Source organism: Nocardia sp. NPDC006982 (genome assembly GCF_042869435.1).
Lineage (GTDB): Bacteria > Actinomycetota > Actinomycetes > Mycobacteriales > Mycobacteriaceae > Nocardia.
Window position 1 is genome coordinate 1 of sequence record NZ_JBIAFV010000007.1, and the last position, 20085, is coordinate 20085.

At 65.2% G+C, this 20085-nt stretch carries 16 protein-coding genes and 1 pseudogene; 4 read left to right on the forward strand and 13 right to left on the reverse strand.

All coding sequences use genetic code 11. The features are described from left to right. A pseudogene (locus tag ACFYOW_RS27005) lies at window positions 1-162 on the forward strand (cytochrome P450); the annotation flags it as partial. Here the strand turns inward: ACFYOW_RS27005 and ACFYOW_RS27010 are convergent. Together ACFYOW_RS27010 and ACFYOW_RS27015 are read right to left on the reverse strand one after the other, a co-directional pair. Further along, complete coding sequence (locus ACFYOW_RS27010; RefSeq protein WP_387292439.1) at window positions 159-2342, reverse strand: hypothetical protein; 2184 nt, start codon at window positions 2340-2342, stop codon at window positions 159-161. The pseudogene ACFYOW_RS27005 and the gene ACFYOW_RS27010 overlap by 4 nt on opposite strands. Next, window positions 2339-2563 carry a hypothetical protein gene (locus ACFYOW_RS27015; protein ID WP_387292441.1) on the reverse strand — a complete coding sequence of 75 codons (225 nt, stop codon included), beginning with the start codon at window positions 2561-2563 and terminating at the stop codon, window positions 2339-2341. Before ACFYOW_RS27015 ends, ACFYOW_RS27010 begins: the two co-directional genes overlap by 4 nt. Before the next feature lie 325 nt (window positions 2564-2888). On the opposite strand from ACFYOW_RS27015, the gene ACFYOW_RS27020 reads away from it, so the two are divergent. Further along, window positions 2889-3554 (forward strand): prephenate dehydrogenase/arogenate dehydrogenase family protein, encoded by a 666-nt coding sequence (locus tag ACFYOW_RS27020; RefSeq protein ID WP_387293210.1) that lies wholly within the window; start codon window positions 2889-2891, stop codon window positions 3552-3554. A 143-nt stretch (window positions 3555-3697) separates the two neighbouring features. On the opposite strand, the gene ACFYOW_RS27025 is transcribed toward ACFYOW_RS27020, so the two are convergent. The 9 genes from ACFYOW_RS27025 to ACFYOW_RS27065 all read right to left on the reverse strand — a co-directional run bounded on the left by ACFYOW_RS27025 (window position 3698) and on the right by ACFYOW_RS27065 (window position 16081). Then, the gene (locus ACFYOW_RS27025) at window positions 3698-6262 is read right to left on the reverse strand and encodes an AAA family ATPase (RefSeq protein WP_387292443.1); all 2565 of its coding nucleotides are present in this window, start codon (window positions 6260-6262) and stop codon (window positions 3698-3700) included. A gap of 1335 nt (window positions 6263-7597) precedes the next feature. After that, window positions 7598-7981, reverse strand: a complete 384-nt coding sequence (locus tag ACFYOW_RS27030; RefSeq protein ID WP_387292445.1) for a VOC family protein — start codon at window positions 7979-7981, stop codon at window positions 7598-7600. 443 nt (window positions 7982-8424) lie between these two features. After that, a complete protein-coding gene (locus ACFYOW_RS27035; RefSeq protein ID WP_387292446.1) occupies window positions 8425-8916 on the reverse strand; it encodes an SRPBCC family protein in 492 nt (163 codons plus the stop codon). After that, on the reverse strand, window positions 8913-10724 hold the full coding sequence (gene fadD11 / locus ACFYOW_RS27040) for a fatty acid--CoA ligase FadD11 (protein WP_387292448.1): 1812 nt from the start codon (window positions 10722-10724) through the stop codon (window positions 8913-8915). Before fadD11 ends, ACFYOW_RS27035 begins: the two co-directional genes overlap by 4 nt. Window positions 10725-10736: 12 nt before the next feature. Then, entirely contained in the window at window positions 10737-11711 is a 975-nt protein-coding gene (locus ACFYOW_RS27045) for an alpha/beta hydrolase (RefSeq protein WP_387292450.1), read from the reverse strand. Next, a complete protein-coding gene (locus ACFYOW_RS27050) occupies window positions 11708-12571 on the reverse strand; it encodes a short-chain dehydrogenase/reductase (protein WP_387292452.1) in 864 nt (287 codons plus the stop codon). Before ACFYOW_RS27050 ends, ACFYOW_RS27045 begins: the two co-directional genes overlap by 4 nt. Beyond that, on the reverse strand, window positions 12568-14025 hold the full coding sequence (locus ACFYOW_RS27055; RefSeq protein WP_387292454.1) for a flavin-containing monooxygenase: 1458 nt from the start codon (window positions 14023-14025) through the stop codon (window positions 12568-12570). Before ACFYOW_RS27055 ends, ACFYOW_RS27050 begins: the two co-directional genes overlap by 4 nt. A gap of 122 nt (window positions 14026-14147) precedes the next feature. Next, on the reverse strand, window positions 14148-15188 hold the full coding sequence (locus ACFYOW_RS27060; RefSeq protein ID WP_387292456.1) for a PDR/VanB family oxidoreductase: 1041 nt from the start codon (window positions 15186-15188) through the stop codon (window positions 14148-14150). After that, the gene (locus ACFYOW_RS27065) at window positions 15188-16081 is read right to left on the reverse strand and encodes a metal-dependent hydrolase (RefSeq protein WP_387292458.1); all 894 of its coding nucleotides are present in this window, start codon (window positions 16079-16081) and stop codon (window positions 15188-15190) included. The genes ACFYOW_RS27060 and ACFYOW_RS27065 overlap by 1 nt, the downstream gene beginning before the upstream one ends. Here ACFYOW_RS27065 and ACFYOW_RS27070 point away from each other — a divergent pair. Next, window positions 16031-16801, forward strand: a complete 771-nt coding sequence (locus ACFYOW_RS27070; protein ID WP_387292460.1) for a TetR/AcrR family transcriptional regulator — start codon at window positions 16031-16033, stop codon at window positions 16799-16801. The two genes, ACFYOW_RS27065 and ACFYOW_RS27070, sit on opposite strands and share 51 nt — an antisense overlap. Before the next feature lie 185 nt (window positions 16802-16986). On the opposite strand, the gene ACFYOW_RS27075 is transcribed toward ACFYOW_RS27070, so the two are convergent. Further along, window positions 16987-17589 (reverse strand): DUF3558 domain-containing protein, encoded by a 603-nt coding sequence (locus ACFYOW_RS27075; protein ID WP_387292462.1) that lies wholly within the window; start codon window positions 17587-17589, stop codon window positions 16987-16989. Window positions 17590-17870: 281 nt separating this feature from the next. After that, entirely contained in the window at window positions 17871-18455 is a 585-nt protein-coding gene (locus ACFYOW_RS27080; RefSeq protein WP_387292464.1) for a TetR/AcrR family transcriptional regulator, read from the reverse strand. A 96-nt stretch (window positions 18456-18551) separates the two neighbouring features. Here ACFYOW_RS27080 and ACFYOW_RS27085 point away from each other — a divergent pair, with 96 nt between their 5' ends. Beyond that, window positions 18552-19688 carry an acyl-CoA dehydrogenase family protein gene (locus tag ACFYOW_RS27085; protein ID WP_387292466.1) on the forward strand — a complete coding sequence of 379 codons (1137 nt, stop codon included), beginning with the start codon at window positions 18552-18554 and terminating at the stop codon, window positions 19686-19688. Window positions 19689-20085 lie beyond the last annotated feature (397 nt).

Genomic DNA, 20085 nt, shown 5'->3' on the forward strand with positions numbered 1-20085 from the left:
TGTCCCGCCCGCACCGCGGCATACCTGATCGCCCAAGACGCCATCGACCAACTCCTCGACGCGCGGCCCGGCATGCAGTTGGCGATTCCCCCCGACAAGCTGACCTGGCGACCCGGCCCCTTCCACCGAGCCTTATCGACCCTACCGGTCGTCCTTTCCTAGATAGGGCCGTGCGGCACCGGCCGCACCGCGATGGTGCTCGAGGTCTCGAGTTCGACCGCTATCCGGGCGCTGCCGGTCGCGTCGGCGGTCACTTCTCGTTCCACCGCACCGTGGATCAGATACCGGCCTCGGGGGGTGAGTTGATCCAGTACTAGCGTGAATCGGCCCGGTCCGAGGCCGGGGCAGACGACAGCATCCAGGCCGTAGCCATCGGAAACTGCTTTCGCCACAAGGACATTCGGATGTGGCAAGTCGAAGATCCGAGGCCCTGCGTTCCATTGCGGTGGCCGGGGCCGTGACATCATGTCGGTGAGGGCGTGGGTGCGGCCGAGCCCGCCGAGTCCCAGCATGCCGTTGGCGTGCAAGGAGGCCGCGTCGAAGCTCCAGACCCCTGGTTGTCGAGCATATTCGCCGAACCTCAGCTGCTCGGTCGCCGCGCTCCAGAGTTCGGCGCACCAATCGGATTCTCCGCATTCCTGTGCGAGCAGCATTGCCGCCGCGAAGGATTCGGCGTTGGTTGCCGCTTGTGAGCCCCAGTCCGCGACGATCGGGGATTCGGATCCGCCGGTGCCCAGGTGCCGGAAGCGGTCGGTGGTCAACCATTCGCGCAGCAGTATTTCCCATGCGCGCCACGCGAGATCGGGTAGTAGCGGTGCGACGAAAGCAGCGACCGACGCGGTGGTTGCCGGTCCTCGGAATGCGCGTGCGGTGAAGCCGAGTCCGGAGGCGATGAAGGAGACGATATCGCCGTCCGCGGCGGTGAACTCGGTATCGAGGCCGCTTCGGAAGCGGCGGCTGATATCGGCGGCATGGCCGGTCCCGGTCAGTGCGTCGAGTATCGCGACGCCCGCCGTGCTCACCGCATTGCAATACGGGAAGATCAGGCCGTGCTTGCGGCCGCGGCCGACCGGCAGCGGTTCGCACGGCCATAGGCCGAGTTCACCGCCGAAGTTTCGGATCACGATGTCGTTGATCGTCGGGTGGTCGTAGGCGAATTCCTCGGTGGGGGACCAGGAAAAGCTGAGCGAGCCGGGTGTGTCGAAGCGGCGGTCACCGGTCGCCTGCCGGAACATGGCGAGCTGGAGGTTGAGGTAGCCGGTGAACATGATGTTCTGCGGCACGTCGACCGGATCCGCGCGTCGCGCGCGAAAATCCCAATTGCCCAATAGATTCTGGTGGTACCAGTATCCCCAGACCGCCTTGTCCTGCATGCGTGTGAGGAGGTCGAGTTGTGCGCGGTGTAGCGGTCCGCGCAAGGCGGGGGTATGCGAGTACCCGTACATCGCCAGTGCCCAGCCGATGGCATTGAGCTGATAGCGGTACTGCTGCAACGGGCCCGCGCCCTCGGCGTCGAAACCGTCCCAGTTGTCGAGCGGCTGCGCGGCGATGCTCATCAGATATCGCAGCAATCGCAGCTGATCGGTATCGGCCTCGGTCACCTCGGGCGTACCCGTCCGATGGTCGAGTGGTACCGGATTCGTCCGCGCCGAATCTCGCCGTCCGGCCAAATAGTTTTCCCGTTCGATCCCGAGGCGACGGGCGGCACCGTGCCGGATGCGTTCACGAATCAACCCGAATGCCGAAAGCCCCACCGCGACAACGGGAGCACCCCACCAGACCCATGTCATCGGTCCCGGCATGTCGCCGTGCACCTGCGTCAGCGCCGCGGAGACCGCGGCGGCGACGAGCACGATCGTCGGCAGGGTCACATAGTCCGACCGCGCTATCGAACGGAAGGCGAATGCCCAACTCGCGGCGGCCAGCACGCCGATGAACGCGGCAATATGACCGGCCACCACGACAAACGTCGGCACGGCCACGACCGCTATTGCCACCAGCGGCGCGACTGCCCCAGCGACCAGCAGACCGCGGCCGCGGCGCGCCGCCGCACCCACGAGAGCGACCTCGGCCCAGAGCACCACGGCATGGCCGACGACAACCTCGGTAGCGAAGGTGTGGTCGAGCGGCGGCATCGCGTACAACAGACCGGCGCCCGGAATGATGAGTCCGGTGCCGAAGGCCCGCCACGCATCCGACATCCCGAGAGCTTGGGGAAGGACCGCCGCGGCGGTCCAGACCAGCGAGGTGAGCACAAGAGTGCGCCGCAACCATCGGGAGGTCGCGGGTCCGCGCAGGCGAATATTCGACGCGGACTCCTGAACCGGTGCAGCTGTGCTCATGTCGACTCCTGTGGTGTGCGCGCCGCCGCTGACTGGGCGGGCACGAAAAGGGCTGTCGTATGCGATGGTTCGACGAGATGACCGGAGACGGCGATTTCGAGTGGATGACGATTCGGCCGCCGGCCCTGGCGACGGGCTCGAAAGGCGCGGTGGATACGCACACCACGCGGCCCGAACACCATGAGCCCGGCGAGCAGCACACAGCACACCATGCTCTTCACACCTCTCCATTCCGGTCTGTCGAACTCCAGAATGGGACCATAAGTAGGTCTACGGCATCGGTGATCGCTGTACGAACTTGCGCCACCTGTTTTGTCGCGACGAAATGGGATCGCGTAGGTAGCGACTGCTGATAGGTAATTGCCGAGAATTATCTACCTATGTGCATTCCCTATTGAACCGTCGGTGCATGCCGAGTAGCTTGTTGCCCATCGGGATCAGCTCGCCCAATCAGGCACCTCGTACCGTTCTGAGCCGAGCCCAACGAGGTCGGGTAATGAAAATTTGTGATGTCCTCAATTCGGAAATCTGTCGGTTGCGGTGAAGATGCCGCCGGACCGGTCGGTGCGCGAGGTTGCGATAATCGGCACCGGAATGATCGGAACATCTATCGCACTCGCCCTGCGTAAGCAGGCAATTCTGACGTATTTGTGCGATCAGGATCCGTATACGGTCGCCATGGCAGCGGCGCGGCGAGCGGGAGTCGTCGGTCTGCCCCCGGCGCCGGTCGATATCGCGGTGTTGGCCGTGCCGCCGAGTGATATCGCGACAGTACTCGCCGAATGTCAGGTCAAATCGCTCGCACATTTCTATACCGATGTCGGCAGCGTCAAAGTGGCTCCTACGGCTGATGCCGAGATGATCGGCTGCGATTTGAAGAACTATGTCGGTGGCCATCCATTGGCCGGTCGTAAGCGTTCGGGTCCGCTCGCCGCGTCAGCCGATGTGTTCCGAGACCGACCGTGGGCCCTCACACCGGTTGCTGATACGAGTCCGGCCGCGATCGACGCCGTTGTCGAGTTGGTCGGCCTGACCGGTGCGCACCCGGTCATGATGACACCGTCCGAGCATGATCGGGCCGTTGCCCGGATCTCGCATGTGCCGCATCTGGTCGCGTCGGCATTGGCGGCGAGCATTCGAGGCGCCGACGATGCGGTGTTGCGGTTGTGCGGGCACCGGGATTCGGGAGGTCATGCGATTCGCCGCGGATGAGGCGCCGCTGTCAACGGATCTCTTGCGAGCCAATGCGATCGAGGTCTCGAAAGTACTGGCCGAAATCGCCACCGAATTGAACACTGTGGCCGGTTCGATGCGGGAATTGGGCGCGCGGCCGAGTCGTGGACAGCCCGATTCGGCTACCGATGTCTTCGCTGCGGCGGGCGGCGGGCGGCGGCCTGTGCGACCTTCGCCCGGGTATCGCTGGGAACGAGGGTGATGATATCGGCTCGCGAGTTGATCATCAGCTTGCTGAAGATCGAAGCGATCTGTGCGTCAACGGTTTTGAACGAACTGCCACGGCTTGCCGCGATCGCGGTATTGGTCCAGCCTGCCGCGGCCAATACCGCCACTTCGCGTTCGGCGGGCGACAACTCGCTCCATTTGGATGGGCGGTGTCGACGGATCGGGTGGTCGAGGGCCAGCTTGTTCAACGACAAGGTGCCCAGCGCCAGTCGAGCCACTTCGTCGAATTCAGTTCGAAGTATCGAGCCTTCGTGCGCGGCGGCTTCGAAGGCCTTGTGTCCGAGCGCATCTCGGGCTACCGCAATCGCCCTATTTGTTTCGGTGGCGAACGGCCCGAGGTTGGCGATATTCACGCCGAGTTTCTGCCGTACCGTGCCGGCGCCGCCGACGAGATTGGCGATCTCGGTGGCCAACCGAAGCGCTGAATCCGGTTGTGTGCCGTGCTCGACGCGCGCGTCTGCAACCAACCGTGCCAGTGTCCACGTCCTGATGTGGACCGCCCAGATCGCTCCCCATTGGTCGCGCATCGACAGTTGACTCGTCAGTGCGGCGCGCCCGACGGCCAATGCCTGGTGTGGATCACCGTGCTTGGTCAGTGCTATCGCCCAGGCCAATTCGGCCCAGGAGTGTGCCCATCGGGCACCGGACCGCGTGGCGCGGTCGAGGTAGGCCTGTGCGATTTCCAATGCCTGTGTCGCTGTGCCCAGCAGTCCGGCCGCCAGGGCCTGGAACAACTCGCTCATGGAGGCGCCGCCCCGATCGCCGTATTCGCGGAACCGCTCGCGTGCACGTGCCAGGACCACTATCGAGCGGGGATCATTGGCGAAGAGAAGTTCGGTGCCCCAAGCGAAGTCGACCGGCGCGGGTAGACCGAGATCGGCGACCGGATCGTCTCGCCAGGTCGATTTCGCTGCCGCATCGGTGAGGCAAGCGGCGACGCATTCGTCGAGGATCTGTGCGGCCTCGTCGTGCACGCCCTGGCACGAGGTGACCCATGCGGTGAGCGCCATCGAGGCGGTTTGGAGTTCGACCGGCTGGGGATCGAGACTGCGCGTCGCTTCCAGGGTGCGCATCGCCCAGCGGCGGGACTCGCGCAGGGAACCGATGAAGAACGGAAGACGCAGGGCGATCAGTCCGGTCGCGATCTCTAGTCCGATCGCGGATTCCCCGGGCGTGGTGAGGCTGCTGTCCATGGCGGTGAGCAGGTTGTCCCACGCCGCACGAGCCCAGTCCAGCAACTCTTGCTCAGCCGGGCCGAACCAATCGGCCCCCGCGCGGACGGCCTTGTCCCGGTAGTAGCGTCGATGCCTGCTGGCCAACCGTTGCCATTCCGCGCCCGCTGATCGCTCGCGCAGCCGCTGCTGTGCGAAGACCCGCAAGCTTTCCAGCAGTGAGTACCGGACACAATTCTGTGTCAGGTGCACCGTGACCAGCGATTGGTCCACGAGGCGTTCGAGCAAACCCTCGATCTCCTTGCGCGCGATGCCAGCGCCGTCGTCGTCGGCGCACACCGCCTCGATCGCTTCGAGTTCGGCCCCCACATCGCGCCTCGACGTGCCGTGCTCGTCGTCGGTATTGCTGTCGTAACCGGCGGCGAAGACCGACATCCGCTCGAAAAGCAGGCGCTCGTCGTCGCGGCACAGGTCGTAGGACCAGGCGATGACATCGTGGATGCGCCAATGTCTTTCGTCTGCGCCGACCCGTGGGCCATGCGACCAGCGCAGCCGACGGTCGCCGTCCTCGCCGCTGAGATCACGCAGGATCATCGGCAACGGTTGACGCGTCAGCCGGGCGGCGGCCAGCCTGATGTAGAGGGGATGGTTGTGTACATGCCAGCAGATCGAACCGGCGACCGCGGCGTCGTCATCACCGGCGATAGGGTGACCGGTCAACTCCGCTCGGGCGCGGAACAAAGCGAGCGCCTGTTCGCGTGACAGTGCCGGGACCGGCACCAGCTGCTCGTCGACCCAGCCGATGGCCTCGCGGCTGGTGGCCAGTACGGTCAGTCCGGGCACCGCATCCAGCAACGCCGCAATCGCCTGTCCGGCACCGTCGAGTACGTGCTCGCAGTTGTCCATCACCAGAATGGCCTGCGGATTGCGGCTGGTGCCCTCGGTCTTGGTCAACTTATCGATCAAGGCATCCCAGGTCGACCGGTTCGAGAAGTCCATGTCGATGATCGAGTGAGCGAGCTCGTCCTCGACCGCCGTCGCATCCGAGCCCGCGGGGAGTCGGGCCAGCCGGACCCAGTGAATCGGCACCCGCCGCGCCTTGTGATAGCGGTGGACGGCTTCGGTCGCGAGCCGGGTCTTGCCGATGCCGCCCGCGCCGATCAAGGTAATCAGTCGCGTCGAAGCCAGAAATAGGGTTGCGATTTTTTCCAGCTCTCGATCTCGTCCGACGAAATCACTGGCGGCTGTTGGAAGAGAACCGCTACCGAAGGGGGGTTGCGCTGACACAACGAGCAGAGTAGCCGTTCGGTCCGACACGCTGTCAACGAAATCTCGTAAATCCCACCGATCTGCGGATGTGTGATATCAACCTATCAGCTGATGATCGTTACACCACACGTTGAGTCGAAGTTGTGGGATTCGGCATGCCCCGAGCAAGTATTACGGGTGGGCGCATATCCAGGAGAGTTGACGACGTTCGAAAAAGTGCGTGCTGGCCGTAGTCTTCGCTATGTTCGCATCATCGGTCCGATCGCGATCGCGTGGGCCGACCCGGCGGGCGGATCGTCGGCTGATCAGAGATTGGGCGGGACGAAAGTAAAGATTCTCCCGGTGTCGAACTCTCCTAGTACTCCTATGTCCTCGATACGGTCGATATTCTGCACCGGGCGTAAATCTTATCTGGGCGCTGCTCGATATGGACGTCAGCGACTACCTGGCCATCATGACCGCGTCATCTGGTTGATCGGCTGTGCTTTCGGTTTCCGTTGACTCGATTTATGCATGGCCTCACTGCGGCTCCTGGCCGAGACATGGACACGTACGATCGCGCTGCCCATCGTGTGGCAACAATCGGTGCGTCTTCGTGGCCTGTTTCGTCGTGCGAGTTTCTTCAAGACGCCCTGTGCAAATGGTGACCATGCTGGCGGTGGCAGTTCAACGGTAATAGCGACCCAGAGTTTCCAGCACTGCTGAACGGTTCATCATGCCGCACCTCGACCAGCAATCGTGATTCACCCCGCAGGGTACTGATGTCGGACCACTACCTAACTGCCGAGACTCATGTGGAGACACTTCGTTCCTGCCTATCGTCGAACTGAATGAGCGGAGTGGCAGAAAGGTTGGATGGCATGGCGAATCGACCGCTGACTTCTATCGCGGTGCCTATCGGTATCGCCCATATCGCGGCTGCCCCAGGGGGTACTGCTGCGCTGCACAGGCGAATTCATGAATTGCGGTCCATGGGTCTGCATTTCGCGGCGAGAGCCATCGAGAAGGAAATGGCGGATTTGGGCATAGGGCAGTCTGTGCCCCGGTGGCTCAGGAAGTAGGTTATCCGCAAGATGGGCTCCGGCGCGGCAATCCGCCCCGAAGCGTCCGGGCGTGGTGCCCCCTCGCTCACACCGATTTCGTGGCCCCGGGTGCGGTGGCCGAATATTTGCCGGCTGCCGCCGACGCAGACTCCACGTATACATCCGTCCCCACCCCCGGCGATACGACCGGGAGTGTGCGGACGTGTCGGCCCGCACCATCATCGACCTCACCGCAAGCCCGGTCGCGCATCCGTATCACGGATTCACCAAGGATGGATGGCCGCTCGGGTCTCTATATCGCGAAGCCTGGTCAGGCGGTTCCGGCGAGGCCTATCAGTGCGCCCTCGGGATCGGTGAAATGGCCGATGACCAGGCCGCTGGGCGAAGTGGCCGGTCCCATCACACGCCTGCCACCAAGGCTTTCCGCACGCTGGAGCGCGGCTTCGACGTCGGGAACGGCGATGTAGAAGATGGCATGGCTGCTGAAACCCTCGCCGCCTCCGACGCCGCCGCGGATGCCGGTCCCATCGTCGGAGGTCACCAGGTCGATGAATCCATAACTGTCCGACTCGGAGACCTCGCGCGCGACGGGGGAGGGTGTATCGAACGTCCACCCGAACAAATCCCCGTAATACTGCCGCAGGCGATCCGGGTCCTTGCCGATCACCTCGAAGTGCACGACCGGACGTGCCATGATCGTTCCTTTCCTTCGCTGGTCATTGCGCCGTCAATGTACTGACGGCGCGGGTCCACAAAACTCATCGGCGACCAGCCGGTCGACCCGCTGGCCACGACCTGATGGCGGTGTCGAACCCGTCGCCGGTGAACACCGACAACGCACGCCGATTGTCGAGGCGTTCGGGGGGGTTGATGCCGATTTCGGCAAGTTGGCTGTTTGCGCAACGTGAATCTGCAGCTCAGGCCTACGGAAACCGACTTTGCCTTTCTACATCCGGAAGGTAGCGGAGTTGAAGCAGCATTCGGGTCGTGGCGGCGATGTGGACACGAGTACTGGTGCGTCGTGGGTTGCGGGAGAACGGCAAGGTCGTCGCCGTCTGGCCCGGCTCCCACATCGCCTACGCCCGAGCCGCCGCCCGTGTGGACCTCACCGCCTACAAACCGCCCCCGCGCAGGGTCCTAGTCTTTCACCCGTTCGATGATTCCTTCGGTCCAGGACCGTGTCACCCGGTTGATGATCGGTCGGACCGGGAAAAGAAGTGCGGCGAACCAGGGTTCGGCCTCGGCGGCGAAGCTCCAGGTCAGGTAGGTGCCGTCAGGGTGGGATTCGAGGGTGATGTCTTCGGCGAAGCGGCGGAAGCCCGGTCGGTTGGCGGCCTCGACGGTGAAGGTCAGCTGTTTGTTCTCGTCCCAGCGGTAGAAGCGTTCCCGTAGTGCGGCGGCGCCGCGGCCGACGGTGACCGCGCGACGGGTGCCGATACCGAAGGGGCGCGGGGTGATCCAGTCGACGCCGGTGATGCCGCGAGCCCAGGAAACCAGGGCGTCGTCGGCGGTGAGGACTTGCCAGACGCGTTCGGGTTCGGCGGGCACGATCACGCTGTGGCGGAAGCGGATCGGGCCGTTCTGGATGAGGGTGTCGTCGCTGTCGGCGAGGGCGAACCAGCGGGTCATCGGGAGACGGTCTCCTTCGTGGCGGGGGTGTGCACACCGGCGGGCTGCGGGTCGGTGTAGAGCAGCTCGATGTCGGCGGCGTACATCTCGTTGATGGGCTTGCGCCGCGGCTTCATGGTGAGCGTGAGTTCGGTGCCGCCGGGTTCCCAGAAGGTGGGTAGCAGCCGGAAGCGTTTTATCTGTTCGACGCGGGACAGGACCTGGTTGGCGGAATCGATAGCGGCGCGGACTCGTTCGATGATGTCCGGATGCTCGACGAGTGCGTTGGCGGTGACCGGCAGTCCTTGCTCGGCGGCGAAACTCGCCGCGGTGTCCGGATCCAGCGTCACCAGTGCGGTGACATAGGGGAGTGCGTCGCCGACGGCGACGACGGTGCCGATCAGACCGGAGGCCGCGCGTACCGCGTTCTCGATATTGGCGGGAGACATATTCTTTCCCGACGCATTGATGATGAGTTCCTTCTTGCGGTCCACGACGCGCAAACAGCCGTTGTCGTCGCGGGTCATCACATCGCCGGTGGCGAGCCAGCCATCGGCATCGATGGCTTCGGCCGTCTTCCCGGGTTCGCCGCGGTACCCCTTCATGACCAGCGGGCCGCGCACGAACAGCTCACCGTCGTCCGCGAGCCGCATCTGCATACCTGGTACCAGACGCCCGACCGTGCCGAGTTCGGTTGGGGCATACGGGGATACGCTGGCGATGCAGGTGAGTTCGGACATGCCCCAGATTTCGGAGATGGGCAGTCCGAGTGCGGCGAAGAAGGCGAGGGTGTCGGCGGGGATCGGCGCCGCGCCGGAGACGGCCCATTTCAGCTCGTCGAAGCCGAGTTTCGCGCGCAGAGCCGACAGCACAGTGGCATCGGCCTTCTCGAATTCGGCGGCCAGGTCGGCCGGAACGGGCTCTCCGGCGCGCAGTAGGTCCATGCGCTTGCGTGCGGTGTCGAGGGCCCAGCGCATGGCCGCGGCACGCATAGGAGCGGGTTCGTTGGCGACGCCGAGTTCTATTGCGGCCTTCAGCTTCTCCCACACCCGCGGTACCGCACCCCAGATGGTCGGGCGGCAGTCCGGCAGCGCGGCCGCGATGAGTGCGGGTTCGGCCACCACCGTCACCTGCGTGCCGAACACTATCTGCAGGTAGAGCGCGGTCAACCGGTCGGCGATATGGGCCGAGGGCATGAACGAGGTGATCCGGTCGCCGAATTCGATCGGTAGCACCTGGGCCAGCGCATAGGCCTCGAACAGCAGATTGGCGTGTGTGGTTTCGACGCCCTTGGGATTGCCGGTGGTGCCGGAGGTGTAGATGAGGGTGGCAACGTCGTCGGGTTTCGTGTCTTTCCAGGACTTCTCGAAATCGAAGTCGCTGCTGCCGAGCGTCTGCAGCTCCTGAAGAGTCGTTGCGCCCTCGACCGGGTCGCCGTCCAGTACGACGATACGCGCGGGGGCCGCGCCGGAGCGTCTGATGCGGTCGAGGTATTGCGCCTCACACACCACCGCCGCCGCCCCCGCATTGCTCAGCACATGGGCGATCCCCTCCGGCGGCAGAGTGTTGTAGACAGAGAAGGACGTGGCTCCGGCGTGCAGTGCGCCGACATCGATCGGGTAGAACTCCACGCGGTTGCCCATCATCAGGGCCACGGTGTCACCGCGGCCGATGCCCAGCGCGGCGAAGCCGGCGGCGATGCGGCGCACCTGGGCGGCGTATTCACCCCAGGTGAGTTCCCGGGTGCCGCCCACGGTGCGCACCGCGACAGCGTCGGGATCGATGGCGGCGGTGTGCTGGAAGGCCGCGCAGAGGGTATCGGAGCGCATAGCGTACTTCTTTCAGATTGCGTGTGCGGCAGTGGGTTCGAGGGCCTCGATGACGAACCGGCCGGATGCGCGGTATGCGGTTCGAGATTCGGGTACCAGCGCCGCGAGGGTGTGGAAGACGTGCATTTGGTCGGGCCACAAGCGCAGGTCGCATGGTGCGCCCGCGGCGCTGAGGCGGTCGGCGAGTGCGATCGCGTCGGCGGCGAAGAGTTCATCCCGGCTGGCATGAATCTGCGTGGGTGGCAATGGCGTTCCCGAGCGGGGACGCAGTTGTTGCGGCGCGTCGGTGAGGTGGGCGATGGCGGCGTGCGCGGTGGCCAGGTCGAGCAGGGCATCGCGGCGACCGCTGCGGCGAGCGAGTTCCAGTGCGAGGTCAGCCATGGGCGAGAACAAGAGCAGGGCAGCCGCGCACCTACGACCGCGATCGGCGCTGTCGATCACGAAATCGGTGGCCAGGTAGCCGCCCGCGGAGTCGCCCGCGATAGCTATCCGGTCCGGGGCGAATCCCTGTTCGCGCAGTAGACGATAGGCGGCCGTGACATCGGATGCCGCTGCGGTGTAGGGATTTTCGGGAGCCAGCCGGTAGTCCACCGCTAAGACCGGCAGCCGGGTCGCGGTCGAAAGCCGTGATGTGACACCGCGATACGAGTGCGCGGATCCGGTGATGAAACCGCCGCCGTGCACATACAAGATGGCGGCATCGTCGCGGGTCGCGCGCGGGCCCCGCACCCATTCGGCGCGAACGAGACCGTCCTCGACGGCCTCGACGACCGTGCCGTTGAGCACCGGCGCGACCGCGCGCATGATCCGGTCGATGAACACCCGGGCGGCCGGTAGCGTGTGCGCGTTGACCGGGAGGGTGGCCAGGACCGGACGCAGAGTGTGACTCGAGATCTGCCGTAGGGCCCGAGCCCGGCGGGACGCGGATTCGGCCCCCATGACCCCTTTGGCGGCTGTGTCGATGGTTCGCTCGCCGCGCTCGCTCATATCCGAACCCGCGCTTCCACCGCGCGCACCAGGTCGTGCACGCGCGCGTCACGGGTGAGGCGGGTGTCGAGCACCGCGTTCACCGCTCCGCGCAGCAGCGCGTACGCGCTCCAGCCGGTCGCGGGTGCGATGGTGCGCGGAGCACGTCGTTCGATACCGTCGGCCACCGACTGCGCGGCCTGGGCCGCGGTGATCCGTCGGTTCAGTGGCCACGGAAGCAGATCGTCGAGGGCGCGACCGACATCGTCACCGTCGAGGGTGTCATGGGTCATGGCGGTGTCGACAATGCCGAAGTAGGCGATACCCGCGGTCGCGCCGAACGGTGAAAGCTCCACGCGCAGTGCCCGTCCCAACTGCTCCACGCCCGCTTTGCTGATCATGTAGGGCGCACCCGCCATCCCCGGTGCGAAAGCTGCGCACGAGGAGACCACCACGACATGGCCGCGGGCGGTGACAATGTGATCGAGTGCCGGGCGCACAGTGTTGAACACGCCGGTCAGGTTGATATCGATGACGCGGTCGAAGTCTCGGCCCTCGAGTGTGCGCAGGGTGGCGGGGCGCGGCACCACACCGGCGTTGGCCACCGTCACGTTCAGAGACCCGAAGTGATCGACAGCGTCCGCGATCACCTGGCGCATTGCGTCTCGATCCGCCACATCGGCAGCGAGCGGCAGGGCGCGCGGGCCCAGGGCAGCCGCGGCCGCGGCGACGCCGTCCCCGTCGATATCGACCAGCACGACCGACGCGCCGCGAGCGTGGAGAATATCCGCCAGTTCACGGCCGATCCCCTGCGCGGCGCCCGTGACCAACGCGACTTTGCCGTCCACGTCGTAGCGGCCCGGCATTACCCCGATTGTCATGTGGTCACCTCGTAAGCATTGGCGTCGAAAGCGCGTGTGCGACGGCGGTATTCGAAACTCCAGTTCGGATACAGCCCGGCATTGAGCCCGTCGGGTGTGGTGTAGTAGCTCGTGCAGCCGCCGGTGAGCCAGACACTGGTCGCACTGCGCTGGGCCATTTCGGCGAGGAATTGTTCCTGGGCTTCCGGCCGCACCTCGACGCGGCGAACTCCGTTACGGCGCACCGATTTCAGAGCATCGACGATGTAGGCGATCTGCGATTCGATCATGTAGATGGCCGACTGGTTTCCGGCCGCACCGAAGGGGCCCAGCGTGCAGAAGAAATTGGGAAATCCCGCGACGGCCGCACCGAGGTAGCTCTGCGGTCGCTTGTGATAGAGCTCGGCGAGCGAGATCCCGTCCCGGCCGATGAGCCGTTCGTAGGCGGTCGGAATCGAGGTGAACCCGGTGCCGTGGATTATGGTGTCGACTTCGTGTTCGGTGCCGTCGCGCAGCACGATCGAATGCGGACGCACCTCGGCGATACCCTGCGTGACGACTTCGACATTGGGCTGGTCGAGCGCGGGCAGATACGCGTCGGAGAAGATCGCGCGCTTGCAGCCGATCACATAGTCTGGCGTCAAGGTCTTGCGCAACAGCGGGTTTCGCACTTGCCGCAACAGCTGCAGCCGTGCCAGCCCCTCGTAGGGATGCCGGAAGCGCTGGTCCACCAGCGAGATCAGTCCGAAAGCCTCGATCGCTGAGTACCACAGACCGCGAACGGCCTTCTGTGCCAAGGGAACACTGCGCAGCAGATACCGCTCGGCGGGCAGTGTCCTGCGATCCATGCGCGGCACGATCCACGGCGCGGACCGCTGGAACAACAGCAGTTTGCCGACCCGGGGCTGGATTTCGGGAACGAACTGCACAGCGGAGGCTCCGGTGCCGATGACCGCGACGCGCTCGCCGGTGAGATCGTGGTCGTGGTCCCAGTGCAGCGAGTGAAAACTGTTGCCCGCGAAGGTCTCTAGACCAGGCAGGTCGGGATACTTCGCCTCGGCGAAGATACCCGCTGCCGATACGAGGAAGTCCGCGGTGCGCGAACCCTGCGTGGTCTCGATGCGCCACAGCGATGCGGTCTCGTCCCAGCGGGCGTCGAGCACCTCCGCGCCGAAGCGAATGAAGCCGACCACATCGTGGTCGACGGCCACCGAACGGAGGTATTCGAGAATCTCGGTCTGCTTCCCGTAGGTGCGCGACCAGTCCGGATTGGGCGCGAACGAGTAGCTGTACAACTGTGAGGGAACGTCGCAGGCGCAACCCGGATAGGTATTGGCGCGCCAGGTTCCGCCCAGATCGTCGGCGCGTTCCAGGATGACGAAATCCTCGAATCCGGCCTCCCGGAGTTTCACCGCGAGCCCGATACCGCCGAATCCCGCGCCGACGACGGCAATGTGGGTGTGTTCCGCGTTCATCTATTGGCTCCTTGCATGCAGCAGCGCGACCAGCCGGTTGCCACCACGTTCAGGTGGGTGATGCGCTGGAAGGCGGTCAGCGGCGATGCTCCAATGGTTTTCATCGATCGGTCTCCCGCCGTTCAGAGGTCGAGTACGAGCGCGTCGCCGGCGGCGCGCGATACGCAGGCCAGCATGTGATCGGCTCGTTCGGATTCGGTGAGCAGGCGGTCGCGGTGCTCGACGGATCCGGCGGCGACGCCGACCTTGCAGGTGCCGCAGAAGCCCTGCTGGCAGGAGTAGGCGATATCCGGGAGCCGGCGGCGAAGCGCGGTCAGTGCGGTCTCGTCCGCGGCGACGCGAACGGTGCCGCCGGTGCGTGCGAGTGAGATATCGAATGCGCGGCCATCGGTGACCGGTAGCGCCGAGAATCGCTCGGTGTGCAGCGACCCGGTCGGATTCAGCTCGAACATGCAGCGCTGCGCCGCCGCCAGCATCGGCGGCGGTCCGCAGACGTACACGGCCGCACCCGGTTCCGCGCCAGCGATGAGTTCGGCGATGTCGGTGACACCGAATTCGTCGTCGGGACGGATATCCGCGCCGGGCAACTCCTGCAGGAACGGCATGGTGTCGCGCGAACGGCCGAGGTACACCAGCCGACCGCGGGCGCCCGCCGCCTTGACCATCGGCAGGATCGGTGTGATGCCGATGCCACCGGCCAGGAACAGATATGACGGGGCGTCGACGAAGGTGAATGCGTTGCGGGGGCCGCGAATTCGCAGCCGGTCATCGGCGCGCAGCGTCTCGTGCACCTCCCGGGAGCCCCCGCCGCCGTCCAGCATGAGGCGCACCGCGATCCGGTAGCGGAAGCGATCCGACGGGTCACCGCACAGCGAATACTGCCGCTGGCGTCCGGAGGGCAGAAAAACATCCACATGCGAACCCGGCCGCCACGTCGGCAGCGGGCCACCCGCCGCCGCGCGCAGCGTCAGACTCACCACATCGGCTGTCTGGTGTTCGATGCTCTCGATGCGTACATCCAGGTCGAATCCTGTGCGCCGCACCGGCTTCGGGCGTGACAGCAGCGGCGCGGCGCCGCCTTTCACGAAGACGCTCTTGTAGGCGTCCATGATCCCATTGAGCATCCGCAGAATCACCGGCGCGGCATCGGTAGGCCTGTCCATCAGTGACCCACCGCCCGTGCGGCGGGCGAGTGTCCGAGATACCGCAGCGCTTTGTCCATCGGACCTAGCTGCGAGGGGTGGAAGCCAGGCCGCAGATAGCGCGGGATCTCGGTGAGGAACACTGTCCAACTGGGGATCACGCCGCGGCGGGTGGCGCTGGCGAACTGTCGCAACCAGAATTTGCCCTTGTCGGCCTGCGGGTCCTTGCGGTACATGTACGCCGTCGACACGATGAACAACGGCAGCAGGGTCAGGCTCGCCAGGATCGCGGTCCGTGCTCGGCGTGCGTAGCTGCCGTCGACGTACATGAATGCGTCGTAGACGACGCTGCGGTGCTCGACCTCCTCCGCACCGTGCCAGCGGACCAGATCCAGCATGGCCGGATGCATGCCCTTTTCCTCGAGAATGTCCGCGTTGAGCAGCCATTCGCCGAGCACGGCGGTGTAGTGCTCCATCCCGGCGAACAGGCCGAGACGTTCCTTGAGCCACTCGTCCTTCGCTCGTCCGGTCAGGCCGTGATCACCGAGAATGCGGTCGACCAGCCACGCCACCTTGCGGACATAGGAGTCCACGTCCAGGCCGATGGACTGCAGATGTATGCGCGCGGCCTCATGGCTGTTGGCGTGCATGGTCTCCTGCCCGACGAAGCCGATCACCTCCTCCCGCAGCCGCTCTTCGTGAAGATGCGGCAGCGCCTCGGACAGGGCCTGCGCCATGGCCCGCTCACCCTCGGGCAGCACCAGATGCATGACGTTGACGATGTGGGTGGCCAGCACCTCGCCGGGGATGTAGTGCATCGGCACGGAATCGAACTCGAAATGGACATCGCGCGCATTGATCGCATGCACGTCGTCGCCGTAGGTGCGCTTCGTCGCGCCAGCCGTGTCAGCCATATCCAGACCGTACAGTGCCACAAATTTCATTGCAATGTTGCGGGCAACATTTTTGCTTGGATTGTTGCACGGCGCATGTTATCTGCTAGCGTCGAACGGGTGAAGACGGCGTCGAAAGCAGCCCTGAGCCGCGATGATGCGGACGATCTCGAGACGCGGATCCTCGACGCCGCCCTCGTGCAGTTCGCGAAGGTCGGCGTCAAGAAGACGACGATCGAGGACGTCGCCCGGCAGGCCGGGGTGGATCGTGTGACGGTCTACCGGCGGGTGGGCTCACGCGATGATCTCGTGCAGGCCGTGATCAGCCGCGAGGTCGCGACGCTGCTGGCGGAACTCGCCGCAATGCCCGAACGGCACGACAGCATCGGCGATCTCGTCGCCGACATATTCGTCACGGTCGTCACGCGCTGGCGCACACATCCTATGGTCGAACGGATGCTGGCGATCGAACCTGAGCGAGTGATCATGAAACTGACGGTCGACGGCGCCACCACCTTCGCCATGTGCGTGACCGCAACCGCCACCACGCTCGAACGCGCGGTCCAGCGCGGACTACTCGCCGACGCCGACGACCTGATGACCCGCGCTGAAATCGTCTGCCGCGTAGTCCATTCCCTCATCCTCGCCCCGCACGGCACAACGCCGCTGCGGTCCGACGACGAGCTCGCCGAGTTCGCGCGCGGGTATCTGGTGCCGGTCGTCAGCAACGCCCGCGGCTGACGCTCTCGTGCTGCGGCTGATGCCCACTCGGAGAAAGCATTCGAGCGCCATCGAGCGCGTTACCGAGTATGCCTCCGCTCCCAATGATGCCGGATCCGATTGCTGGGCAACGAGATTCGGATTGGGCATGGCTCCGGCGGCGGCAGCATCGGATCGTCCGCGGCACTGACGAAATGGCGCGCGGGTCAGCGCAGGCGTCCCGCGATGGTGGTGGCGATGTCGATGGTTTTGGCGCAGACGTCCCAGTCGACTCCGGTGGCAACGCCGGGGGCGGCGATCCCGAGGTAGAACGATCCGCCGGAGGGGACCGATACGTAGACCGAGCAGCTGCCGTTGCGGCCGTCGGGACGAAGTTCGGGCTGCACGACGGCACGCCGGCCTCCGATAGTGGCCGTCCGCTCGAGTGGATTACGAACCTGGCGCTGCTCGAGATCGCTGAAATCGGTGTTGTGCGGGGCGAACGAGACGGTGAAACTGCCGGCGATCGCGGTTTGGATGGAGGACCAGGAGCAGCGGGGCAGTTCCCGTGGCGGCGTGGCGGCGCTGCCGTCGGATGCGAGCAGGTAGCGGGCGATATCGTCCGAAGTCAGCACGCTGCACGGATGGTAGGTCAGATCGGCCGGCGTCCACGGCGGCGGCGCGACGGGCGATGTGGTGACGCTGCCCGACGACCGTGCTGGTGACGGGACCGGGTCGTTGCTTGTACATCCGGCGGCCGTCGCGATGGCAACGACACCGCCGAGTACTGCGATCATCGGCCGGCGGCGATCACATGCTGAACTGGGCATCAGGCATCCCTCCCGGCACCGATCACATCAGATTTCGCGTCCGGCCGCCACATCACACCGGTGGCGTGCTTCGGGCCGAGGTGCGAGTTCGTGCTCATCATTGAGCTCCGACGCGGTGCGTCGATGCCGACGGCCGTACTGGCGACGGCGGTCACCTCGTCGAGGGCGGCAATCAGTTCGGGTGGTAGTCGCGCAGATCCACATCCCTTGTGCGCCCTCGCTATTCGAGTATCGAGCGAGTGGCGGTGTCGGTGGAGCGGCTGTGGCAGCCCTGGGCGAGGCTAGGCGCTGATGCCTGCGGTGAGGATGGCGGCCAACTCGCGGTAGGCATCGGCATCGTCTAGTCCGGTGTGCTCGCGCACTCCACCCTGCTGGATGCGAACCATCATGGTCGCGGCCATATCGGCGGCGAAGGCGGCGTGGACGTCACGGAATTCGCCCGCCGCGACGCCTTCATCGATGAGTTCGCGGACCCGTCGGGCGGCGATCCTGGTGTTCTTCTCGTAGATCTCCCGCGCGGGCGCGAAACCGCTCAGATCGGCCATGAACCGGTCGGAGGCGGCGGCCAGGGCGGTGCCGACCGCGGACAGGTAGGCGGTGATGCGCTCGCGGGCATCGGTGATCGGCGCGATGCCGGTCTCCACATCGTCGGTGGCACGGCGGAAGAAGTGCACGGTGGCGGCCCGGACCAGCTGTTCCTTACTGCCCGCGAGGGTGTAGAGGGTCGATTTGGAGCAGCGCAGCCGTGCGGCGATCTCGTCGAGGGTCAGGTGTGCGAATCCCTCAGTCAGAAACAGGTCGACCAGTGCGTCGAAGAGTTCGGTACGCCGCCGGGTGGCGAATCCTGCGCGCGTGAGCTGCTCCATATCAGCGAATAGTACTGATGAGGCTCTTGCAGTACTGGGTTCCGCTCAGTACTGTAGTCAGTAATTCAGTACTGTTATTCGTAGGCGAGGAGTCTTGTGGCCGTCGAACGTCTGCTGCCCACCACCGAAGCCCGGGAAGTGATCCAGCTCACCCGAGACATCGCCGATAAAGTCCTCATGCCGATCGTCGATGAACACGAACGGGCCGAGACCTATCCCGGCGGTGTGTTCGCCACACTGGGGGAGGCCGGGTTGCTGAGCCTGCCGTACCCGGTCGAATGGGGTGGCGGTGGCCAGCCGTACGAGGTGTATCTGCAGGTCCTCGAGGAGATCGCCGCGCGGTGGGCGGCGATCGCGGTGGCGGTCAGCGTGCACAGCCTGGCCTGTCATCCGCTACTGGCCTTCGGCACCGAGGAGCAGAAGCAGCGCTGGCTGCCGGAGATGCTGGGCGGCAATACGATCGGCGCGTACAGCCTGTCCGAGCCGCAGGCCGGATCGGATGCCGCCGCGGTCGCATGCAAGGCCGCTCCCGTCGACGGCGGATATCTCGTCAACGGCACCAAGGCCTGGATCACTCATGGCGGCATTGCCGACTTCTACAACGTTTTCGCGCGCACGGGCGAGGGGTCGCGCGGCATTTCCTGCTTCCTGGTGGCACGTGAGACCACCGGCCTGACTTTCGGCAAGCCCGAGCAGAAGATGGGGCTGCACGCGGTGCCTACCACGACCGCGCACTATGACAACGCGTTCCTGCCCGTCGAGCGACGGATCGGTGCGGAGGGGCAGGGTCTCCAAATCGCTTTGAGCGCACTGGATTCCGGTCGGCTCGGCATTGCCGCGGTCGCGACCGGACTGGCCCAGGCCGCGCTCGACGAAGCCGTCGCCTATGCCAAAGAGCGCACGGCATTCGGCAAGCCGATCATCGACCACCAGGGTCTGGGGTTCCTGCTGGCCGATATGGCTGCCGCGGTCGATTCGGCCCGCGCCACCTACCTCGATGCCGCGCGGCGACGCGATGCGGGGCTGGCGTACTCACGCCAGGCGAGTGTGGCCAAACTGATCGCCACCGATGCGGCTATGAAGGTCACTACCGACGCTGTTCAGGTATTCGGTGGCTACGGCTACACCCGCGACTTCCGGGTCGAGCGGTATATGCGCGAAGCCAAGATCACGCAAATCTTCGAGGGCACCAACCAGATTCAGCGACTGGTCATCGCACGCAGCCTCGCATAGCGACCGGTCGGATTCCGCGCCGCCGCCCACTGCTGGGACTGCCAATACGCCGACCGCCAGACTCGGCGGAGCCCCGGACTTGGGCGGGTGGATAGCCAGGACAAGTCGGGGCTCTGCCGTGTGAACGCCGGATCAGCGATATCCGGTGTAGTTCTGTCGATTCCGGTCGTAGTCGTACGGTTTGCGGAGTCGTTCGGACCGGCGCACCCGGGCTGGTAGGTGTCACACGCACCGTAGGGTGCATAGCAGCCGTACCGGTTCGAACCGCACGGATCGTATGGCCCTGAAACACTTCCGATTTCGCTGCCGGTGCCGAGCGTGACCGGCGTCGCCTCTGCCACTTGGAACGATATCGAGAACGCTGACGTGATCAAGCCAAGGCAGCGGCGACACGACC

Excerpts from the sequence above, each read along its gene's own strand:
- ACFYOW_RS27055 (WP_387292454.1), bottom strand. The coding sequence starts at position 14,025 with ATGAACGCGGAACACACCCACATTGCCGTCGTCGGCGCGGGATTCGGC.
- ACFYOW_RS27030 (WP_387292445.1), bottom strand. The coding sequence starts at position 7,981 with ATGGCACGTCCGGTCGTGCACTTCGAGGTGATCGGCAAGGACCCGGAT.
- ACFYOW_RS27010 (WP_387292439.1), bottom strand. The coding sequence starts at position 2,342 with ATGAGCACAGCTGCACCGGTTCAGGAGTCCGCGTCGAATATTCGCCTG.
- ACFYOW_RS27060 (WP_387292456.1), bottom strand. The coding sequence starts at position 15,188 with ATGGACAGGCCTACCGATGCCGCGCCGGTGATTCTGCGGATGCTCAAT.
- fadD11 (WP_387292448.1), bottom strand. The coding sequence starts at position 10,724 with ATGCGCTCCGATACCCTCTGCGCGGCCTTCCAGCACACCGCCGCCATC.
- ACFYOW_RS27075 (WP_387292462.1), bottom strand. The coding sequence starts at position 17,589 with ATGCCCAGTTCAGCATGTGATCGCCGCCGGCCGATGATCGCAGTACTC.
- ACFYOW_RS27035 (WP_387292446.1), bottom strand. The coding sequence starts at position 8,916 with ATGACCCGCTGGTTCGCCCTCGCCGACAGCGACGACACCCTCATCCAG.
- ACFYOW_RS27020 (WP_387293210.1), top strand. The coding sequence starts at position 2,889 with ATGCCGCCGGACCGGTCGGTGCGCGAGGTTGCGATAATCGGCACCGGA.
- ACFYOW_RS27045 (WP_387292450.1), bottom strand. The coding sequence starts at position 11,711 with ATGAGCGAGCGCGGCGAGCGAACCATCGACACAGCCGCCAAAGGGGTC.
- ACFYOW_RS27050 (WP_387292452.1), bottom strand. The coding sequence starts at position 12,571 with ATGACAATCGGGGTAATGCCGGGCCGCTACGACGTGGACGGCAAAGTC.
- ACFYOW_RS27065 (WP_387292458.1), bottom strand. The coding sequence starts at position 16,081 with ATGGCTGACACGGCTGGCGCGACGAAGCGCACCTACGGCGACGACGTG.
- ACFYOW_RS27080 (WP_387292464.1), bottom strand. The coding sequence starts at position 18,455 with ATGGAGCAGCTCACGCGCGCAGGATTCGCCACCCGGCGGCGTACCGAA.
- ACFYOW_RS27070 (WP_387292460.1), top strand. The coding sequence starts at position 16,031 with ATGCACGTCGTCGCCGTAGGTGCGCTTCGTCGCGCCAGCCGTGTCAGC.